Origin of the sequence: Paenarthrobacter sp. NPDC089307, from assembly GCF_040685055.1 — a bacterium.
GTDB lineage: Bacteria > Actinomycetota > Actinomycetes > Actinomycetales > Micrococcaceae > Arthrobacter.
In genome coordinates this window covers 197,686-216,836 of sequence record NZ_JBFBHE010000004.1, presented here as the reverse complement: position 1 = coordinate 216,836, position 19,151 = coordinate 197,686, and the positions used below count along the sequence as shown (strand labels likewise).

The following is a 19,151-nucleotide window of genomic DNA, read 5'->3' as shown; positions in this document are numbered from 1 at the left end:
TTCCATGGATATCCTCAATCAATTAGCCGATACCTTCTTTGACTGGGAGGCGATGGGCCAAGTCATCCCCAAGATGTTCGCCGTCGGCCTGCCCAACACGATCGTCCTGGCTGTAGTCTCGGGCATCATTGGGACCGCCCTCGGGATGCTGCTTGCCCTGATGGGGATTTCCCGGAACGCAGCAGCACGGTGGGTAGCCCGCGTCTACACGGACATTCTCCGCGGGCTCCCGCCGGTGCTGACCATCCTGGTGATCGGTTTCGGTTTCGGCCCGATCATTCGCGAACTCACGGGCTCCACCAGCCCCTACCCCATGGCCATCGCAGCGCTGTCGTTGATGTCCGGCGCCTACATCGGCGAGATCTTCCGGTCCGGTATCCAGAGCGTGGACAAAGGCCAGCTTGAGGCTACCCGGGCACTCGGGTTCAGCTATGGCTCGTCCATGCGCCTCGTGGTGGTACCCCAGGGCATCCGCCGCGTGCTCCCGGCGCTGGTGAACCAGTTCATCGCATTGATCAAGGAATCGTCCTTGGTCTTCATGCTGGGCCTTTTGGCGACAGAACGCGAGATCTTCCAGATCGGCAAGGACGCGGCTGCCAACACCGGCAACCTGTCCCCGTACGTCGCAGCAGCCATCTTCTATCTGGCACTGACAATTCCTCTCACGCACTTCGTGAACTGGATTGATGCCCGCATGCGCGCCGGCCGCCCGGAGAAGAAAGAACCGGACGAGGCCGCAGCAGTGGTTGGAAAAGGAGCCCAGGCATGAGTGAATTCGCTTCCGGCACGCTCACCGCGAAGAACATCCATTTGTCGTTTGGCAGCAACCACGTGCTGCGCGGCATCGACCTGCACGTCGAGAAGGGCACCACGGCCTCCGTGATCGGCCCGTCCGGCTCGGGCAAGTCCACCTTGCTCCGTGTCATGAACCGGTTGATCGAACCGGACCAGGGCGACATCCTGCTGGATGGGCGTTCAGTGCTGAAGGACAATCCGGACGAGCTTCGCCGCCGCATCGGCATGGTCTTCCAGCAGTTCAACCTGTTCCCGCACAAGACGGTGGCGGAGAACATTTCGCTGGCCCTGCGCAAACTCCGTGGCATGTCCAAGGAGCAGGCACGGGATGAGGCACTGGCCCAGCTGGACCTGGTGGGTTTGAAGCACAAAGCAGATTCACGTCCTGCCAACCTCTCAGGCGGACAGCAGCAACGTGTCGCCATCGCCCGCGCGCTGGCCATGAAGCCCGAGGTCATGTTCTTCGACGAAGCAACCTCGGCCCTGGACCCGGAACTCGTCAAGGGCGTGCTCGCCCTCATGACGGACCTGGCCCAAGGAGGCATGACCATGGTGGTGGTAACCCACGAAATGGGCTTCTCGCGCAACGTCTCCGACATCGTGACCTTCATGGATGCCGGCGTCGTGGTTGAGTCCGGTCCCCCGGAGCAGGTGTTCACCAACCCGCAGACGGAACGCCTCCAGGGCTTCCTCTCGGACGTTCTTTAGGTAGCAACAGAGCCCAAGCTTGCAGGAAAGCCCCGCCCTCCTCGGACAGTCCATATGAATGGCTGTCCCAGGGAGGCGGGGCTTTTGCGTTGGGCCGGACTATTGACCGTTCTTGACGCGCAGCACCGTCAGGGCCGCAGCATCCACCTTGGCACGGAACGCCGGGTCAGCCTGGGCTTTCTTCACGACTGCTTGATGCATCGCCGGAATGCTGGTGGGATCGGCACAAACAAGCATGGTTCCTCCGGCACCGAAGAAGTTCAGGGCACGATCGGCATCTGACCACGTCTCCAACTGCGCAGCACTGCAGAGGTCGTCAGACAGGACAATGCCCTTGAAACCGGCGTCGCCGCGCAACATCGTGTCCATCACCATGGGCGAAAACGGGGCTATGTTGGCTGGATCGATTTTTTCGTACAGGGCATTCGAAATCATGACCCACTGGGTGCCGGATTTGATCGCGGCTTTGAAAGGCTCAAGGGCAGGGTCCGTGCGGGTGGTTGCGTTGTCCCGGACATGGCTGGTGACATCAGTGTTGGGCACAACGCGTCCCAGCCCCGGGAAATGCTTGACGACCGGGGCAACCCCCGCGTCCTTCATGCCATCGGCGAAGGCGTTTCCCACTTCCGAAACTGTTGCAGGCTCAAAGCCGTACTCGCGCTGGAAATGCCCGATGGGAGCGTTGGAGGGTGCAAACTCTGCGCTGGTGACGGTGTCAAGAACCGGAGCGAGGTTGACATTGACGCCGACGCTGCGAAGCTCCTTGCCCCACGTCGCGGCATCGGTGCGGAGTTTCACCGCACCGGAAGATGCCTGCACCAGGGCAGCAGGGATCGCGGAAAATCCCGGGCCCGAGAGAACCTGGACGAAGCCGCCCTCCTGGTCGGTGGCGACGAAGAGTGGCACGCCGCCGGTCGTCTCTGGCGAGACGGTCCCGGTAAGGGAGGCGACGACCCCGGCTGTTGCTGTAGTTCCGGCCTTGCTTCGCCCGCTGAGGTACACATTTCCGGCATGGTATTTCTTCAATGCCTCCATGGTCCCGGGCTCCGCTCCCGTTGCTTTCGCCGCCACCATGAACAGCTGCCCAACGCGCTGTTCGAGACTCAACGCGGCCAGCTGTTGCTCTGCAGCTGGCAAGGGCGCTGGGGCAGTCGCGCTGGAGGGGGAAACGGCGGGCCCGGAACCCGCGGGCGTGGCGGACGTGGTGGGTTCGGGCGTACTCGGCTGCGATGCCACCGGTGCCGGCGATGTTGCCTCGGCAGGGGACGGCCCGCCGGATGCCGTCCCGGCGGAACAGCCTGACGCCACGGCGATGAACGCTCCAGCGGCGGCGATGCTCATACTGAGGCTTGCAATTGTGGGGGTCTTGCGCATGGTAAACCGTGGATTCGTTGGGGTTGGGTTTCCACTTACGAGCCTACCCTGAAGCGGGCACGGCCATGCCCCGGGACGCAGCTTCCGCCGCTGCCCGGGGCATGGGGCTGCCTAGGCTGAGGCAGCCGCCTTGGCAGCAGCCGGGAGGGCCTCGATGATGCGGTTCATCGCTGCGTCATCATGTGCAGCGGAGAGGAACCAGGCCTCAAAAACAGACGGCGGAAGGTAAACGCCGGAATCGAGCATGGAGTGGAAGAACGGCGCGTAGCGGAAGCTCTCCTGGCCCTGGGCGTCGTCGTAGTTGTGCACGCCGTTGGCGCTGGTGCCGAAAGCAACCGAGAACAGGTTGCCCGCACGCTGGATCGAGTGATCCACGCCTTCAGCATCGAGGGCGGAGGAGAGCGCGGCGGAGAGTTCCAGCGAGCGGGCGTCCACATAGGCATAGACCTCGGGAGTCGCGTTGCTCAGGGTAGCGACGCCCGCAGCCATGGCAACAGGGTTCCCGGACAGCGTGCCGGCCTGGTAAACCGGCCCGACGGGCGCGAGATAGTCCATGACGTCGGCACGGCCGCCAAGTGCCGCCGTCGGCATTCCACCGCCGATGACCTTGCCGAAGGTGAGCAGGTCCGGGGCCCAGCCTTCCTGCCGGCCCGTCAGGCCCCAGTAGCCCGCGTAGCCGGTGCGGAAACCCGTGAGGACCTCGTCCAGGATCAGCAGCGCGCCGTGTTCCTTCGTGATGCGTGACAGTCCTGCGTTGAAGCCCTCGCCCGGGGTGACGACGCCCATGTTGGCCGGTGCCGCTTCGGTAATGATGGCAGCGATGTTCTTGCCGTGGGCAGCGAAGGCGGCCTCGACGGCGTCGAGGTCGTTGTAGGGCAGAACCAAAGTCTCCGCCGCGGTAGCTTCCGTAACTCCTGCCGAGCCCGGCAAGGCCAGCGTGGCGACGCCGGAACCGGCTGCGGCCAGCAGCCCGTCCAAGTGGCCGTGGTAGCAGCCGGCAAACTTAATGATCAGGTTCCGCCCGGTGAAGCCGCGGGCAAGGCGAACCGCGGTCATGGTCGCTTCAGTGCCGGTGGACACCATGCGCAGGCGTTCGACGGCGGAGACGCGCTCCTTGACGATCTCGGCGAGGTTGGCCTCGTCCGGCGTGGAAGCACCGAAGGACAAGCCCCGGTCGACGGCTGCGTGGACGGCGTCGAGCACGGCCGGGTGTGCATGGCCCAGCAGCGCAGGACCCCATGAACACACGAGGTCCACGTATTCCTTGCCGTCGGCGTCGGTAAGGTAGGCGCCCTTGGCCGAGACCATGAATTTCGGATTGCCCCCCACGGAGCCGAACGCGCGCACCGGCGAGTTCACGCCGCCGGGCATCAGGGACCGGGCGCGGTCGAAGAGCTGATCGGACACAGGGGTGTTTGAGGTCATGGTTCCTATTCTTTCAGTGATTCCAGGTGGGAAATGCCGCCCGGCGGTTGCGCTGGCTCAGGCGGACGCCAGGAGCTCGGCAACCCGTGGTGCGACCTCGGTTCCGTAGAGCTCGATGCAGCGCATCATGGACTGGTGGGGCAACGTTCCATTGCTGTACTTGAGGTCGAACCGGTCCACTCCGAGGTTCCTCTTGAGCAGGGCAATTTTCTGCGCAACGGTCTCCGGCGAACCAACATAGAGGGCACCTTCGGGCCCGCACATGGCATCAAATTCGCCACGGTTTCCCGGGCCCCAGCCCCGTTCGGCACCGATCCTGTTGCGCTGTTCGAGCCAATGCGGGAAAAGGCCTTCGCGGGCAGCCTCGTCCGTGTCGGCAATGAAACCGGGTGAATGGGTGGCTATCTGGCGCATGGGGTGCCCGTACTTGGCCATGGCTTCGCGGTAGAGGTTGACCAAGGGCGCGAAACGGCGGGGCTCTCCCCCGATGATGGCAAAGATGATGGGGTAGCCGTATTCTGCACAGCGCAGCACTGATTCAGGAGTTCCACCAACGCCGATCCAGGCGGGCAGCAGGTGGTGCTGCAACTTCGGGTACACCTGGAGGCCACTGACGTTCGGCCGGGTGCGCCCTTCCCAGTGCACGGGTTTTTGTGCACGCACCTTATCGAAGAGTTCCAGCTTCTCTTCGAACAGGACCTCGTAGTCTGCCAGGTCCAGGCCAAACAAGGGGAAGGATTCGATGAACGATCCCCGCCCGAGCATTACTTCGGCCCTACCGTTGGACAGCGCGTCAACAGTGGCGAACCTCTGGAAGACGCGGATGGGATCGTCCGAACTCAGGACCGTCACGGCCGAGCCAAGCCGGATCCGGGACGTCACGGCGGCAGCAGCAGCCAGGAACACCTCGGGCGCCGAGACCGCGAAGTCCCGGCGGTGGTGCTCCCCCACGCCAAACGCATGGATTCCGACGGCGTCCGCCAGCTTGGCTTCCTCCAGCAGCTCGCGCAGGACTTGCGCATGCTCCTTCGGGTTCCCATCGGCGTCGAGCCCTGCATCGCCGAAAGTGTTCACGCCGAGCAGGATCTGGTCGGCTCCTACCGGTGCCGTGGGATCGGAGGAAACGGACGTCATCAGGACTCCTTCAGCCAGCCTGCCAGTTCGGAGGCCCAATAGGTAAGGACGGTGTCGGCTCCAGCCCGCTTGATCCCGAGCACGGATTCGGTAATGGCACCACGCCTGTCGATCCACCCGTTGGCAGCAGCCGCTTCGATCATGGCGTACTCGCCTGAGATTTGGTAGGCCGAGACCGGTACCGGGCTCATGGCTGCAACGTCCGCGAGGATGTCGAGGTAGCTCATGGCCGGCTTGACCATGACCATGTCCGCGCCTTCCTCCAAGTCCAGCTCGACCTCAAGGATGGCTTCGCGGCGGTTGGAGGCATCCATCTGGTAAGTCCGCCTGTCGCCCTTGAGCTGGGAATCGACAGCCTCCCGGAAGGGACCATAGAACGCTGAGGCATACTTGGCGGCGTACGCGAGGACGGCTGTGTTCTTGTGGCCGGATTCCTCCAGCGCTTGGCGGATGACGGCGATCTGGCCGTCCATCATGCCTGAGGGTCCCAGCACATGGGCGCCCGCTTCGGCCTGCGCCACGGCCATCCGGGCGTAGATCTCCAAGGTGGCGTCGTTGTCCACGTAGCCGTCGGAATCCAGTACGCCGCAGTGGCCGTGGTCAGTGAATTCGTCCAGGCAAACATCGCCCATGATGACCAGTTCGTCACCGACCTCGGCCTTGACATCGCGGATGGCCTTGTTCAGGACGCCCTCGGGGTCAAGGGACGCGGTGCCCTGGGCGTCGCGGACCGCGGGCACCCCGAACAGCATGATGCCGCCAACACCAAGCTCAACAGCCTCGGCAGCTGCCCGCTTCAAGGAGTCGGTGGTGTGCTGGACGACCCCCGGCATGGAACTGATCGGGCTCGGTTCGGTGAGCCCCTCGCGAATGAACGCCGGGAGGATCAGGTCAGCCGGCGCCAACCTGTTCTCCGCAGTGAGCCTGCGCATGGCAGGAGTGGTGCGCAAGCGGCGGGGACGATGGTTCGGAAAGCTCATTGCGGGTTCCCTTCGTTGGCGAAAACTGATTCCAGGGCGGCCACGATGCCGTCCGGTGATGGTTCTTGGGCAGTGGCTGCCACGGTGATGCCGAGCCGGGAGGCTTCAGCCGCCGTCGGACGTCCGATCGCGACGAAACGGCACCTGCCCAAAGCAGGAAAAGTCCTTGAAATGCGCCGTGCGGCGCTGGGTGAGGCCGCCACCACGGCGTCCACCGTTCCGGCGTCCAGGGCTTCCAGCGCATCGGCGGGATCGAGGACGGCTGGTGTCCCGTTGACCGGATTCACGACGGCGGCAGGAACCTCGGCGCTCAGGCGCGCTTCCTCCCGGGCCGGGTAATCGACCGTGTGGTACGCAACAACGGCGGTGACGTCCGCTCCCTTCCCGGCCAGGCCTTCCCTCAGTCCCGGGGCTGCGATGTCGGCCTGGGGCAGGAACACCCGCGAGGGGCCAGGTTCCCATGCGCCGACCAGGCCGTCGGCGGACTGGACGTCGACGGGCACCAAGTCAACGGCGAGCCCAAAGGACTCCAGTGCCCGGCGGGACGAGGTGCCAACGGCGGCCACCTTGGTGCTGGAGGGAACAAGGTCGGTGATGGCTGCACCCCGCCCGGCCGCTTTCTCCACCAGGACCCGGAGGGTGGTGACGCTGCTGATCACCAACCAGTCAAAGTCTCCTGCAGAAAGCCTATCCAGTCCCGCATCCAGTGGAGCCTGGTTCGCGGCCTTTTCAAAGTCGATGAGGGGCAGAACCAAAGGCTCCGCTCCCACATCCTGGAGCAGCGCAGCCAAGGGGCGGGCGCGGTCGGCGGTCCTGGTGATCAGGATCCGACGGCCGGCCAGTGCACCTGGCGCCGCCTGCCGGGGGTTGGCTGCCTCAGGACGCTGCAAGGTCCGCGATCTCCGCGGCGCCCGCAGCAAGCAGCAGCTCAGCAACTTCGATGCCCAGCAGCGTAGCTCCCACTTCGGTCAAACCGTCGGTGGCTTTCTTCTCCCGGACTGTCTTGGTGCCATCGACTGCGCACACCACGGCTTCAAGGTGCAACATGCTTCCCTTCCGGAAGGCATAGGCACCAACAGGCGCGGCGCAGCCGGCCTCGAGCCGCGCCAGCACAGCGCGCTCAGCCGTCACGGCCAGGCGGGTGTCGTCGTCGTTCAGTGCTGCAAGCGCCTGGGCCAGCACGCCGTCAGCACCTTCGGCGGACAGCCCTTGCTGCGGTGCGTCTTCGGTACGGCATTCGATGGCCAGCGCCCCCTGTCCGGGCGCCGGCAACATGACATCGGTATCGAAGAACTCGCTGACTGCGTCCAGGCGATCGATACGTTCAAGGCCTGCAGCTGCAAGCACCACGGCATCGAGATCGCACGACTTGCCGGCAACGACCTCGTCCGTGGCATTTCCGGGAAGGCCGGGTACGCGTCCAAGGCGGGTATCGACGTTGCCACGGATATCCAGGACCTCAATGTCCGGGCGGGCTGCGCGCAGTTGCGCTGCCCGGCGCGGTGAGCCTGTTCCGACCTTCGCTCCGCCGGGCAATTCAGCCAGCGTCATGCCATCGCGGGCACAAAGCACATCCCGGACATCCACACGCTGCGGAGTCGCGGCGATGGCCAGTCCAAGGGCCGCTCCCGTGGGCAGGTCCTTGAGGGAGTGCACGGCAACGTCGCAGTTGTTGGCCAGCAAGGCATCCCGCAGCGCTGCCACGAAGACGCCGGTGCCACCCATCTGGGAGAGGGACCCGGTTTTGACGTCGCCCTCGGTCCTGATGTGCACCAGCTCCACGGGGAAGCCACCCACCGCAGCCAGCTTGTCAGCTGTCTGCTGGGTTTGCGTCAGGGCGAGCTTGCTCGCCCTGGTTCCGATGCGGACGGTCACTTGGCGGCCTCCGCAGCGGGGTAGGCATCGTGGCTGGTGCCGACTGTGGTGCCCGCTTCCGAAATCACCGGCTTGGCGCCCCGGAAGTTCTCGCAGCAGTTCGGGCGGCAGATGTCGTACCAGGGGCCAAGGTCTGTCACATGGGGACGGTCCGCGATGTTGTTCTCCACGGTCCGTTCGCAGATGAGGTCCACGAGTCCCGAGACGAAAGCAGCGTGCGTGCCTGGCGTGGGAACACGCGTTGCCGCGATATCCAGGTTCTGGCAGGTTTCCAGGGCTTCGGTGTCGAGGTCCCAGGCAACTTCCATGTGGTCGCTGACAAAACCCAGGGGAACAATAACCACGCCGCGGACGCCCTGGGGGGCGATTTCTTCGAGGTGGTCATTGATATCCGGCTCCAGCCACGGAATATGGGGTGCGCCGGAGCGGGACTGGTACACCAGGTCCCAGGCAACGTTTGGCGCCACGACGTCCATGATGGCCTTGGCATTGGCCAGGTGCTGTGCTGCGTAGGCGGAGCCTTCGGCGAATTCGCGGGGTTCGTCCTCCGAGCGTCCTGCGGCCTCGGCGTCCCGCGTGGGAATCGAGTGGGTGGCGAACAGGACCCGGATCCTGGAGTCGGGATCCTCTTCCCCGGCAGCAGCGAGCTTGCCACGGATCTCTTCCAAGCCGGCGGCAGTGCCCTCAAGGAACGGCTGGACCACGCCAGGGTGGTCGAAGTACTGGCGGATCTTGTCCACCTGGAGCTTGCCGTCCAAACCGGTTTCGGTCAGCGCGACGCCGATGTCCTCGCGGTACTGGCGGCAGCTGGAGTAACAGGAGTAGATGCTGGTGGTGAGCATCAGGATGCGGCGGTGGCCGGCGTCGTAAGCGTCCTGCAGGACCGGGGCGATGTAAGGGTCCCAGTTGCGGTTGCCCCAAAGGACCGGCAGTTCGATGCCGCGCCGGGCGAGCTCGGCCTCGATTGCGGCCTTCAATTCGCGGTTCTGCTGGTTGATGGGGCTGATGCCACCGAAGGCGCGGTAGTGGTGCGAGACCTCTTCGAGGCGTTCGTCCGGGATTCCGCGGCCGCGGGTCACGTTGCGCAGGAAGGGAATGACGTCCTCCTGGCCCTCGGGACCGCCGAACGAGGCGAGGAGTACGGCGTCGTAGTTTTGCGGTTCCTTGCGGCCACGCTCGGTGACCTCATTGAGGGCGGTGGAGACGACGGGCGTGCTCATGCCAGGACCTCTGCAATCTCCGCTGCGGTGACGCGGCGGCCTGTATAGAAGGGGATTTCTTCGCGGACGTGGTTGCGGGCATCGGTGGCGCGCAAGTGGCGCATGAGGTCCACAAGGTCCACAAGTTCGGGGGCTTCCAAGCCGAGGATCCATTCCCAGTCGCCGAGGGCGAAGGAAGAGACCGTGTTGGAAATGACCTGCGGGAATTCGCGGCCCAGCATGCCGTGCTCGCGGAGCATGGCGCCACGCTCTTCGGCCGGCAGGATGTACCACTCGTAGGAGCGGACGAAGGGGTAGACGCAGAGCCAGGTGCTGGGCTCGACACCGCGGGCGTATGCCGGGACGTGGCTCTTGGCGAATTCGGCTTCGCGGTGCACGCCCATGGCGGACCAGACGATCTCGGTGCCGGCGAAGAGTTTGCTGCGGCGGATGGAGCGGACCGCGGCTTGCAGGTCCTCCGGCTTGGCTCCATGGAGCCACACCATGATGTCCGCGTCCGAGCGCATGGCCGAGACGTCGTAGCTGCCGCGCAGGACTACTCCGGCCGCAGCGAGCTTTTCTACCAAGGCTTCGAATTCCTGGGCAGCATCGCCGCTGCGCAGGACGTCGGCCGAGCGCTTGAATACAGTCCAGAGCGTAAAGAACTGCTCTTCGGTTTCAGCAGTTTTAGTGACAGATTCGACAGAAGTGTGGCTCATGGTTCAAGTTTGCCCCGTGCCAGCCCCTAAGTCGAAACGGATTAGTTCTACAAAGCGTAGAAGTGACGCAAATCACGGAATCGTGGGGTCGTCCATGCTTTCCTGGGCCAGTTGCCGCCGGGTGTCCGCCACTACTGCTGCCAAGCCGTTTCCTGCCAACCATCCGCCCAGCACCAGCAGCCCGTCCACCCGGGCACAGGCCTCCCGGACCTGGGCTACCCGCTGTTTATGACCGACGGCGGCGAACGGCAAGGCACCGGCCCACCGCACGACATCCCAGTCAACGATGTCCGCGCGCGTTACCGGAACCGTCAACAGGGCCGATGCGTCCTCCAAGGCAGCGGCCAGAAGCGATTCATCGTCCATGACAACATCCGCTCCCCCTCCGGCTTCCTCGCGGCGGCCATAGGAAAGACGCAGGACATGGGTCCCTGGCCCGGCTTCTTCGGCCAGCCAATCCCATTTGGCGGTGGCATGCGTCAGTGCCTTGGCTTTGACCCCGGGCGTTTGCGGGGCAACCAGGATCCCGGTTCCCCGCGGACGGCTGTCCAGCTCCGGCAGGTCAACCACCAGGGTCACCAGGCTCACCAGCGGTCCGGGCGCGGGACGGAGGTGAGCCAGCCCGGGCAAGGATTTCTCCAGCAGCCCAACGGCGGCGGGGCCGTCAAGCGCAACCACCAGTCGATCGGCGTCGAACGTTTGACTGCCGGCGGTAACCCGCCAGCCGCTGCCGGTCTTCAGCACGTCCTCGGCCCGCGTGTCCGTCTTCAGCTCTGCGCCGAGTTCCCGCAGCTCAGCTACCAGGGCGGCAACCAGCGTGTTCATGCCGCCCTTCAAACCGGCGACGGCGGAACCCGCCTTTGCCGGCCCAGTACCGGCTTGTCCACTGGCAGTTTTCCGCTGGGCCGCCACAGCGGCGGCAAGCGATCCGTGCTTGCGGAGGCCCGCCCGAAGCCCGGGCGCCACCATGTCCACATCCAGGAGTGCAGGATCAGCCGAGTGAACGCCTCCCACTACCGGGGAAACGAGGCGCTCCAGCACCCTTTTACCCATCCGGGCACGGACCAATGCAGAAACACTGGTGACATCGGACGACGTACCCACGCTCGCAGGGAGCCAGCGGTCAAGGGAAGCGCGAAGCGCCCCGGTGAATCCGAGCGAGCGGCGGACTTCGGGGTCCCATGGGTTGGCGGGTATCCCAAGGACTCCTGTTTTGGGAAGTTCCTGCGGTCCGTCCGGCAGCTGCACCCATGCGCCGCCAGGGTGCGGGGCGACGATCTTCTCCGCCAGGCCGAGCTCTGACGCGAGGTCGGCCACGGCCCGGGAGCGGGTAGCGAAAGACTCCGCCCCGCTGTCAAGGTGCAACCCGGCCACCACATGGGTGCCGATGCATCCTCCCCACGCACCGGTCGCTTCCAACACAGTGACGGACGTTCCGGCCTTGGCCAGTTCCCGCGCGGCCAGAAGGCCCGAGATTCCGCCACCCACCACCACAGCGTTGGCTCCGCGCACGTGTGGCTTGGGCGTTGCGTGTCCGCCGCGCATCGGTCCTACTTGGCGGGGATCGAGTGGATGAGTTCCACCACGCGCGTCAGTACTGTGGGATCCGTTTCAGGCGGAACACCGTGTCCGAGGTTGAGCACATGGCCAGGGGCGCTTGCACCGGCGTCGATAACTGCGCGGACGTGGGCTTCAAGCACCTCCCAAGGGGCCGAAAGCAGCGCGGGGTCGATGTTTCCCTGCAGCGGAACCGTCCCGCCCAGGCGCCGGTTGGCTTCGTCCAGCGGCAGGCGGTAGTCGACACCGACGACGTCCACCCCGACATCGCGCATGGCGACCAAAAGCTCGGAGGTTCCAGTGCCGAAGTGGACCAGGGGCGCACCGAGGCCACGGACGTGGTCCAGGGCACGGGTGGACGCCGGCGCCACGTACTTGGTGTAGTCGGCCAGGCCCAGCGAGCCGGCCCAGGAGTCAAAGAGCTGGCCGGCAGATGCACCGGCTTCTAGTTGTGCCTGGAGGAACAAGCCGGATGCGTCCGCAGCCCAATTGGCCAGGGCGGTCCACGTTTCAGGATCGGCATGCATCATGGTCCGCGGGCCGAGGTGGTCACGGGACGGCTTTCCTTCGACCATGTAGGCGGCAAGAGTGAAGGGGGCGCCGGCAAAGCCGATCAGCGGCGTGCTGCCCAGCGCGGCGACGGTAAGCCGCACAGCTTCGCGGATGGGTTCAAGGGCTTCCCATGTCAGTGTGGGAAGTGCAGCTACGTCCTCGGCGGTGCGGACAGGCTTGTCCAGGACGGGACCGACACCTGGGACGATGTCGACGCCGACACCTGCCAGCTTCAGGGGAATGACGATGTCCGAGAAGAAGATGGCGGCATCAACGTCGTGGCGGCGCACGGGCTGGAGCGTGATTTCGGAAGCAAGTTCCGGCCTCAAGCAGGAATCCAGCATTGCGACGCCCTCGCGGACCTTGAGGTACTCCGGCAAGGAACGGCCGGCCTGGCGCATGAACCACACCGGCCTGCGGGACGGAGTGCCACCGCGGTAGGCCGTAATCAGCGGTGAGTCCGAGGTGCGGCCGTCCTTCAGCGGGTGGTTGGCGTCGAGGCTACCCGCCGGGGAGTTGGAGGCCGTACTCTGGGATGCTGCCGAGCTAGAAGTCATGCCTTTGATTGTGCCGAAAATCCGGGACAAAAGATAACGACAAGCTGTCACGTGCAGCCCCGTCCGGATGGTTGTGGCGCGGATCACTGGACTCCGTGGGGATTCCCACGGCGCCATATTGTTCTACCGGGCTACGAAAAAGCTATGATTGGGGTGCTGTGGTTCTTTTCTCATTGGTGGCTACACACGCCGACATCGACCTCGAAACCGTCGCTCAGTTGAGCAACGGTTCATCTGAGCTTGCCTCGGCGGCCCTGACAGACTCTCCCGTAGTCTCAGGAGCCGTGGTCCTCGCTACCTGCAACCGCTACGAGGTCTACGGCGAAACGGCCAACGGAGCCGACCTCGAGGCAGCCCGTTCCGCGCTTGTTTCCCAGATCAGTGAGTTGAGCGGCCTCAACGAACAACTCGTTTCCCGTTCTTTCGCCACCCACACGGGTCCCGAAGTGACCCGCCACCTCTTCGCAGTGAGCGCCGGGTTGGACTCCGCTGTGGTGGGAGAGCGCGAAATCGCGGGCCAGGTCCGCCGGGCCCTCATCACGGCCCAGCAGGAAGGCACCGCGAGCTCCGGGCTTATCCGGCTTTTCCAGGCCGCATCGAAGACTGCCAAGGACGTTGGCGCGCAAACCGCACTCGGTTCCCGCGGACTGTCCATCGTCTCCGTGGCCTTGGACCTCGCAACCGACCTTGCCGAGAATGAGGATTGGTCCACCAAGAAGGTTGTGGTCTTCGGTACCGGTGCTTATGCGGGCGCCACCATGTCGCTTCTCCGTGAACGCGGTTGCACTGATATCTCCGTCTACTCTTCTTCAGGCCGCGCCGAAGCTTTCGTCGCCACCCGCGGTGGCACGGCGCTCGACGCCGACACCCTCCCCACCGCCGTGGCTGCCGCTGACGTCATGATCGGCTGCAGCGGCTCGGATAACAGGGTCGAAGCCGCGGACCTTGCGCGCGTGCGTGCCGACTCGGGAAAGCCGTTGATCGCCATTGACCTGGCCCTGACCCACGACTTTGATCCTGCGGTGGGCGAACTCGAAGGCGTGGAATTGCTGACCCTTGAATCAGTCCGGCTCGCAGCACCCCAGGAGCAGGCGGAATCGCTGTCCCAGGCCAGCGCGATTGTCACGGGAGCCGCGGCTTCCTTTGAGTCCGAACGCGAAGCCCGCTCCGTGGACACTGCCATTGTGGCGCTGCGCCGCCACACCATGAACGTCCTGGACGCAGAGATGGAAAAGGTCCGCGCCCGCCACGGCTGCACGGCTGCGGCCGAGGAAGTGGAGTTCGCGCTTCGCCGCATGGTCAAGCAGCTGCTCCATATCCCCACCGTCCGCGCCCGTGAGCTTGCCGCCAACGGCCAGCAGGACGATTACGTCGCAGCCCTCGAAGCACTGTACGGAATCCAGGTGGAACAACCGCAGGCAGCTGCCGCGGCCACGGAATGCCCCGTGGACCACGACCAGCTCCGCTCCGAAAGCGCCTGACGCCCCAGGCACGCCGCGATGCCAGCCAGTTACGCAGTTAAACAGCTAGGCAGTTACGCAGCCAGCCAGTTAAGCGAAGGCATTTACTCCCGTCAACTCCGCCGACAACGCCCACAGCTTCCGCGCGTCCTCCTTGTCGACGGCATGGGCGTCCACTCCCTGGTAGCGCGCCAGCGGTGACTCCCTGTCCGTAGGGTTGGCTATGTCGCAGTCCTCGCAATAGACGCCGCCTTTACCGTCGAGGGCCTCGGAGGTGGCGGCCCACACGGACGTCGCCGCACCCTGTTCGGGGGTCTTGAATCCTTCGCGGACATTGCCTTCGGCGTCCATCCATCCGGCCGCCACCATCTCTTCCTTGGGCAGGTGCCGCTGCAACTCGGTCATGATCCCGCCGGGATGGACCGCGAATGCCCGCACACCCGAACCCCGCCCCAGATGGTCGAGTTCCACGGCAAAAAGGGAATTGGCAGTCTTGGCCTGGCCGTAGGCCTTCCACTTGTCATAGCCGGTGGCGAAGTTGACGTCATCGAACCGGATCGGCGACAACTTATGTCCCGTCGATGACAACGACACCACCCGCGCACTGCCTGAGGCTTCCAAAGCCGGCCACAGCAGGTTGACCAGGGTGTAGTGCCCCAGGTGGTTGGTGGCGAACTGGGCCTCCCAACCTGGTCCAACCCGTTGTTCCGGGCTGGCCATGATGGCAGCGTTGTTGATCAGGATGTCCAGTTTGTCGTGTTCGGCCACATAGCGCGCGGCGAAATCCTTGACGCTGTCCTGGTCTGCAAGGTCCATGTGCTCCACATGGACGTTTTCGGCGAGCCCGGCGTCCGCAAGGACGGAACGGGCATGCTCCAGCCTCCTGGCGGGCACCGTGACGTCGGCCCCTGCTGAGACCAGGGCCCGCACGGTCTCCAGCCCCAACCCGGAATAGCCTCCGGTAACGATGGCCGACTTGCCCCGCAGGTCAATGCCGTCGATGACCTCAAGTGCCGTGGATCCGTGCCCGAACCCGGAGCCGATGGGCCGTTGTTCTGTCTCTGTCTGCTCTTCGCTCATGCTTGAGCTTCCCAGACGAGCCGGGAAACGGGCAACGGTCAGTAAACAGGCTTGGCTGGTTCCACCTGCCGCACCCAGGCGAGGATGCCGCCGTCGAGATGTTTCACGCGGCTGTAGCCGGCCTTTTGCGCGGCTTCGAGCACGGTGGCTGAGCGCGTGCCGGCCTTGCAGTGGAACACGATGTCCTTGTCCTGGGGCAGGTCCACCCAGGCCTCTCCGGCGAGGATGCGGCCCTGCGGAATGAGCACCGAGCCATCAATGCTCACGATGCTGTGCTCCCCGGACTCACGGACGTCCACCAGTTCGAAGTCCCGCTCCCCCGCTTTGCGTTCGGCAAGCATCCGCGCCAGCTCCGTCGCGGTCACGGTGTGGTCCTGGTCAGTTTCGGCGGCAGGCGTCACGCCGCAGAAAGCCTCATAGTCCGTCAATTCCGTCACGGGTTCAGCTTCCGGGTCCTTGGACACCTTGATCTCGCGCCAGCTCCCGCCCAAGGCATCGAAGAGGGCCACGCGCCCCAGCAGGGAACGCCCGACGCCGGTAATCAGCTTCACGGCTTCGGTCACCATGAGCGAGCCAACAGCTGCGCACAACATGCCGAAGACACCGCCCTCACCGCAGGACGGAACGGAGCCGGCTGGAGGCGCCTCGGGGTAGAGATCGCGGTAGCTGGGACCGTGTTTGGCCCAGAAGACACTGACCTGGCCATCGAAACGGAAGATTGAACCCCACACGTAAGGCTTCCCGAGGATGGCTGCGGCATCGTTGACGAGGTAGCGGGTGGCGAAGTTGTCGGCGCCGTCAAGGATGAGGTCGTACTGGGCGAAGAGTTCCAGGGCGTTGGAGGAGTCCAGGCGGATGTTGTGGAGGACAACGTTGACCAAGGGATTCAATTCGGCAATCGCATCGCGGGCCGATTCGATCTTGGGCCTGCCCACATCCTTCACGCCGTGGATGACCTGCCGCTGGAGGTTGCTGAGGTCAACGTCGTCGTCATCAACAATGCCCAGCGTTCCCACGCCCGCCGCGGCAAGGTACAACAGGGCGGGCGAACCCAGTCCACCGGCCCCGATGACAAGAACTTTCGCATTCTTAAGCCTGCGTTGGCCCACGGCTCCGATTTCGGGAATGATGAGATGCCGTGAGTACCGCTCCACCTCGGCCGGCGAGAGCTCGGCGGCCGGTTCAACAAGGGGCGGCAGGACGGTGGGCGCAGCGGAGTGGGCAGCAACAATTGAGGCCATACCCCAATGTATGCCTGCCGATGCCGCCCGGTCATATTACCCACCGGTAGAGTGGTCATAACTGCAAAGGAAAGGCGGCAGACTGTGGCTGACGGCACACGGGCAAACGATGGGGCACCCGCAAAGCAGGAACGGACCGGTTCACCTCGTTCACCAAGGTTGCCACGCGACGAACGCCGGGCACAGCTGCTGAACGCCGCCTTGGAAGTATTCGTCTCCAACGGCTTCCATGGCGCGGCAATGGACGAAATCGCTGAGACTGCGCATGTCAGCAAGCCGGTGCTTTACCAACACTTCCCGTCCAAGCGGGAGCTCTACATGGCGCTGCTGGACAGCCACCTGGCAACCCTGACGGACCTCATGCTGGGCGCGCTGAACTCCACCACGGACAACAAAGAACGCGTCAAGGCCGTCATGCGCGCCTATTACAGGTTCATTGCCGACGACGACCAAGCCCACCGGTTGGTGTTCGAGTCGGACCTCATCAACGATCCCGACGTCAGCTCCCGCCTGGAGACGTTCAACAAAACGTTCGCCGACGCCGTCGCGCATGTCATTGCCGAGGACACCAAACTGCCTCCCCTCGAAGCCCAGTTGCTGGGCCGGGGGCTGGCCGGAATGGCCCAGGTCAGCGCCAGGTACTGGCTTGAAACAGACGGAAACCTGGACCTCGATGTGGCCAGTGATCTGATCTATCGTTTAGCTTGGCGCGGAATCAGTCGATTCCCCAAAGAGTCCTAGGCTACAAATAGAGGACTGACTTAATACTTGATTGGCTTGGAGGCCTTGCTGTGGAAGTAAAGATCGGCATTCAGAACGTTGGCCGTGAAATTGTGCTCGAATCCGCCCTGGATGCTGACGCCGTCGCCAAGATCGTGGCCGAGGCCGTATCAAAGGGCTCGGAACTGCGCCTTACCGATGAAAAGGGCCGCCAGATCATTGTTCCCGGCAACGTGCTGGGCTATGTGGAGATCGGTGCCGAGGAAGTCCGCCGGGTAGGCTTCGGCGCCCTCTAGCCGTTACCGCCTGCATTCGTCCGCTAAGGAGTCCCATGCTTTCACTCGTCATCGTGGTCCTGGCCACCGTTGCCACTGGTTTTATTGTGTGGGCCACCGATAAACGGCACAGCAGGTATGGAGTCGCGTTGCCGGCCGGCATTGCCGCCGGTGTTGCCGCCCTCAGCTGGATCGCCTTTATCAGCGCGGGACTGGGCTACCAGCCGGGTGCGACGTGGATCCCGTGGGTCCTGCCCATTGTGCTGGGAACTGCCGCGGCAGCCGGCGTGGTTGTCTACCTGGGACGGACGCGCACCAAGCACGATACCGAGGCGCTGACAAAGGCCCTGCGGCTGTAGATTCGCATGAAAACAAATGACCATCACCCCAAGGGTGATGGTCATTTGTTGTTTAACTTCACGATCAGAGGAACTCTGCCCGGCCCTCCATCGCAGAGGACGCCAGAGCATGCTCACGTTTCGGAATGCGGCCGGCCTGCTTGGCAAGCCTGCCGGCGATGACAGCGTGCTTGAAGGCTTGTCCCATCTGCACAGGGTTCTGGGCGCGGGTCACGGCGGTGGCCAGCAGGACGGCGTCGCATCCCAGTTCCATGGCGAGGGCGGCGTCGGACGCTGTTCCGATCCCGGCGTCCAGCACTACCGGCACTGAGGCCCGGGAGACGATGAGTTCAATGTTGTGGGGGTTCAGGATGCCCAGGCCCGTTCCGATGGGCGAGCCCAGCGGCATGACGGCCGTCGCGCCGAGGTTTTCCAACCGCAGCGCCAGGACGGGGTCGTCGTTGGTGTAGGCGAATACTTTGAAGCCCCGGTTCACGAGCTGCTCGGTTGCTTCCACCAGTTCCACCGCGTCCGGGAGGAGCGTGTGTTCTTCCGCGATGACTTCCAGCTTGACCCAGTCCGTCTCCAACGCCTCACGCGCCAATTCTGCCGTCATCACGGCGTCCTTGGCCGTGAAGCAGCCTGCGGTGTTGGGCAGCACGCGGATGTTGTTGTCCACCAGCAGTTGGAAGAGCGACCCCGTTTCGGCCGGTGAATAGCGGCGCATCGCCACGGTGGTGAGCTCGGTTCCCGAGGCCACAAGCGCAGCGCCGAGCCCGTCCAGGCTTGGCGCACCGCCTGTGCCCATGATCAGCCGGGAGCCGAATTCGACGCCGTCAATCACCAGCGCGTCTTCGATGCCTGTTTCGGTACTTGCTGTGGTCATGGTTCAGCCTCCCTGGACTGCTGTAACGAGTTCGAGTTCATCACCGTCGGCCAGCGGAGTCGCTGCCCACTGGCTGCGCGGTACCACCTCGGAGTTGCGGGCGACGGCGACACCCAGCTTCCCGCCGTCGGCCGCCTGTCCGCGGTGGTCGAGTACGCGGCCAGTGACGGCCGTGACGAGCGTGCTGACGGAGGCATCGGCGGGGACCTGGTGGGCGGCGCCGTTGAGCTTGATGTTCATGCTGTTTCCTTGCTGTGGAGTCGAGGACAACGCGGG

General features: G+C 64.5%; 20 protein-coding genes. 6 read left to right on the top strand and 14 right to left on the bottom strand.

What is annotated here, in order from left to right:
- Positions 1-4 precede the first annotated feature (4 nt).
- Positions 5-769, top strand: a complete 765-nt coding sequence (locus AB0N72_RS11365) for an amino acid ABC transporter permease (protein WP_363930508.1) — start codon at positions 5-7, stop codon at positions 767-769.
- On the top strand, positions 766-1,503 hold the full coding sequence (locus tag AB0N72_RS11360; protein ID WP_363930507.1) for an amino acid ABC transporter ATP-binding protein: 738 nt from the start codon (positions 766-768) through the stop codon (positions 1,501-1,503). Before AB0N72_RS11365 ends, AB0N72_RS11360 begins: the two co-directional genes overlap by 4 nt.
- 99 nt (positions 1,504-1,602) lie before the next feature.
- Here the strand turns inward: AB0N72_RS11360 and AB0N72_RS11355 are convergent, their stop codons facing one another.
- The 10 genes from AB0N72_RS11355 to hemE form a co-directional block, all read right to left on the bottom strand.
- Positions 1,603-2,844, bottom strand: coding sequence for a glycoside hydrolase family 3 N-terminal domain-containing protein (locus tag AB0N72_RS11355; protein WP_363930506.1), 1,242 nt, complete (start codon positions 2,842-2,844; stop codon positions 1,603-1,605).
- Positions 2,845-2,988: 144 nt separating this feature from the next.
- Positions 2,989-4,302, bottom strand: a complete 1,314-nt coding sequence (hemL, locus tag AB0N72_RS11350; RefSeq protein WP_363930505.1) for a glutamate-1-semialdehyde 2,1-aminomutase — start codon at positions 4,300-4,302, stop codon at positions 2,989-2,991.
- Positions 4,303-4,359: 57 nt separating this feature from the next.
- The gene (locus tag AB0N72_RS11345; protein ID WP_363930504.1) at positions 4,360-5,436 is read right to left on the bottom strand and encodes an LLM class flavin-dependent oxidoreductase; all 1,077 of its coding nucleotides are present in this window, start codon (positions 5,434-5,436) and stop codon (positions 4,360-4,362) included.
- Positions 5,436-6,416, bottom strand: coding sequence for a porphobilinogen synthase (hemB, locus tag AB0N72_RS11340; RefSeq protein WP_363930503.1), 981 nt, complete (start codon positions 6,414-6,416; stop codon positions 5,436-5,438). The genes AB0N72_RS11345 and hemB overlap by 1 nt, the downstream gene beginning before the upstream one ends.
- Positions 6,413-7,306: a uroporphyrinogen-III synthase gene (locus tag AB0N72_RS11335; RefSeq protein WP_363930502.1), complete on the bottom strand. Its 894-nt coding sequence runs from the start codon at positions 7,304-7,306 to the stop codon at positions 6,413-6,415. Before AB0N72_RS11335 ends, hemB begins: the two co-directional genes overlap by 4 nt.
- Positions 7,293-8,291, bottom strand: a complete 999-nt coding sequence (hemC, locus tag AB0N72_RS11330; RefSeq protein WP_363930501.1) for a hydroxymethylbilane synthase — start codon at positions 8,289-8,291, stop codon at positions 7,293-7,295. Before hemC ends, AB0N72_RS11335 begins: the two co-directional genes overlap by 14 nt.
- Positions 8,288-9,511 (bottom strand): ferrochelatase, encoded by a 1,224-nt coding sequence (locus AB0N72_RS11325; protein ID WP_363930500.1) that lies wholly within the window; start codon positions 9,509-9,511, stop codon positions 8,288-8,290. Before AB0N72_RS11325 ends, hemC begins: the two co-directional genes overlap by 4 nt.
- On the bottom strand, positions 9,508-10,209 hold the full coding sequence (gene hemQ, locus AB0N72_RS11320; RefSeq protein WP_363930499.1) for a hydrogen peroxide-dependent heme synthase: 702 nt from the start codon (positions 10,207-10,209) through the stop codon (positions 9,508-9,510). Before hemQ ends, AB0N72_RS11325 begins: the two co-directional genes overlap by 4 nt.
- A 72-nt stretch (positions 10,210-10,281) precedes the next feature.
- Complete coding sequence (gene hemG / locus AB0N72_RS11315) at positions 10,282-11,754, bottom strand: protoporphyrinogen oxidase (RefSeq protein ID WP_363930498.1); 1,473 nt, start codon at positions 11,752-11,754, stop codon at positions 10,282-10,284.
- Positions 11,755-11,759: 5 nt separating this feature from the next.
- Positions 11,760-12,875 (bottom strand): uroporphyrinogen decarboxylase, encoded by a 1,116-nt coding sequence (gene hemE, locus AB0N72_RS11310; protein ID WP_363930497.1) that lies wholly within the window; start codon positions 12,873-12,875, stop codon positions 11,760-11,762.
- 158 nt (positions 12,876-13,033) lie between these two features.
- Between hemE and AB0N72_RS11305 the strand changes: the two genes are divergently transcribed.
- Positions 13,034-14,356, top strand: a complete 1,323-nt coding sequence (locus AB0N72_RS11305) for a glutamyl-tRNA reductase (RefSeq protein WP_363930496.1) — start codon at positions 13,034-13,036, stop codon at positions 14,354-14,356.
- A 69-nt stretch (positions 14,357-14,425) separates the two neighbouring features.
- Here the strand turns inward: AB0N72_RS11305 and AB0N72_RS11300 are convergent, their stop codons facing one another.
- Both AB0N72_RS11300 and moeB read right to left on the bottom strand, forming a co-directional pair.
- Positions 14,426-15,415, bottom strand: coding sequence for an SDR family NAD(P)-dependent oxidoreductase (locus AB0N72_RS11300; protein WP_363930495.1), 990 nt, complete (start codon positions 15,413-15,415; stop codon positions 14,426-14,428).
- A 38-nt stretch (positions 15,416-15,453) separates the two neighbouring features.
- Complete coding sequence (gene moeB / locus AB0N72_RS11295; protein WP_363930494.1) at positions 15,454-16,656, bottom strand: molybdopterin-synthase adenylyltransferase MoeB; 1,203 nt, start codon at positions 16,654-16,656, stop codon at positions 15,454-15,456.
- A gap of 6 nt (positions 16,657-16,662) precedes the next feature.
- Here moeB and AB0N72_RS11290 point away from each other — a divergent pair, with 6 nt between their 5' ends.
- From AB0N72_RS11290 to AB0N72_RS11280, 3 genes are read left to right on the top strand one after another with little or no spacing between them, the layout of a single operon-like run.
- On the top strand, positions 16,663-17,397 hold the full coding sequence (locus AB0N72_RS11290; protein ID WP_218670569.1) for a TetR/AcrR family transcriptional regulator: 735 nt from the start codon (positions 16,663-16,665) through the stop codon (positions 17,395-17,397).
- A 50-nt stretch (positions 17,398-17,447) separates the two neighbouring features.
- A complete protein-coding gene (locus AB0N72_RS11285; RefSeq protein ID WP_144659727.1) occupies positions 17,448-17,672 on the top strand; it encodes a DUF3107 domain-containing protein in 225 nt (74 codons plus the stop codon).
- 35 nt (positions 17,673-17,707) lie between these two features.
- Positions 17,708-18,010, top strand: a complete 303-nt coding sequence (locus AB0N72_RS11280) for a hypothetical protein (RefSeq protein WP_363930493.1) — start codon at positions 17,708-17,710, stop codon at positions 18,008-18,010.
- A gap of 64 nt (positions 18,011-18,074) precedes the next feature.
- Here the strand turns inward: AB0N72_RS11280 and AB0N72_RS11275 are convergent, their stop codons facing one another.
- Positions 18,075-18,875 carry a thiazole synthase gene (locus tag AB0N72_RS11275; protein WP_363930492.1) on the bottom strand — a complete coding sequence of 267 codons (801 nt, stop codon included), beginning with the start codon at positions 18,873-18,875 and terminating at the stop codon, positions 18,075-18,077.
- Positions 18,876-18,878: 3 nt separating this feature from the next.
- On the bottom strand, positions 18,879-19,115 hold the full coding sequence (thiS, locus tag AB0N72_RS11270) for a sulfur carrier protein ThiS (protein WP_189013378.1): 237 nt from the start codon (positions 19,113-19,115) through the stop codon (positions 18,879-18,881).
- Positions 19,116-19,151: the final 36 nt, after the last annotated feature.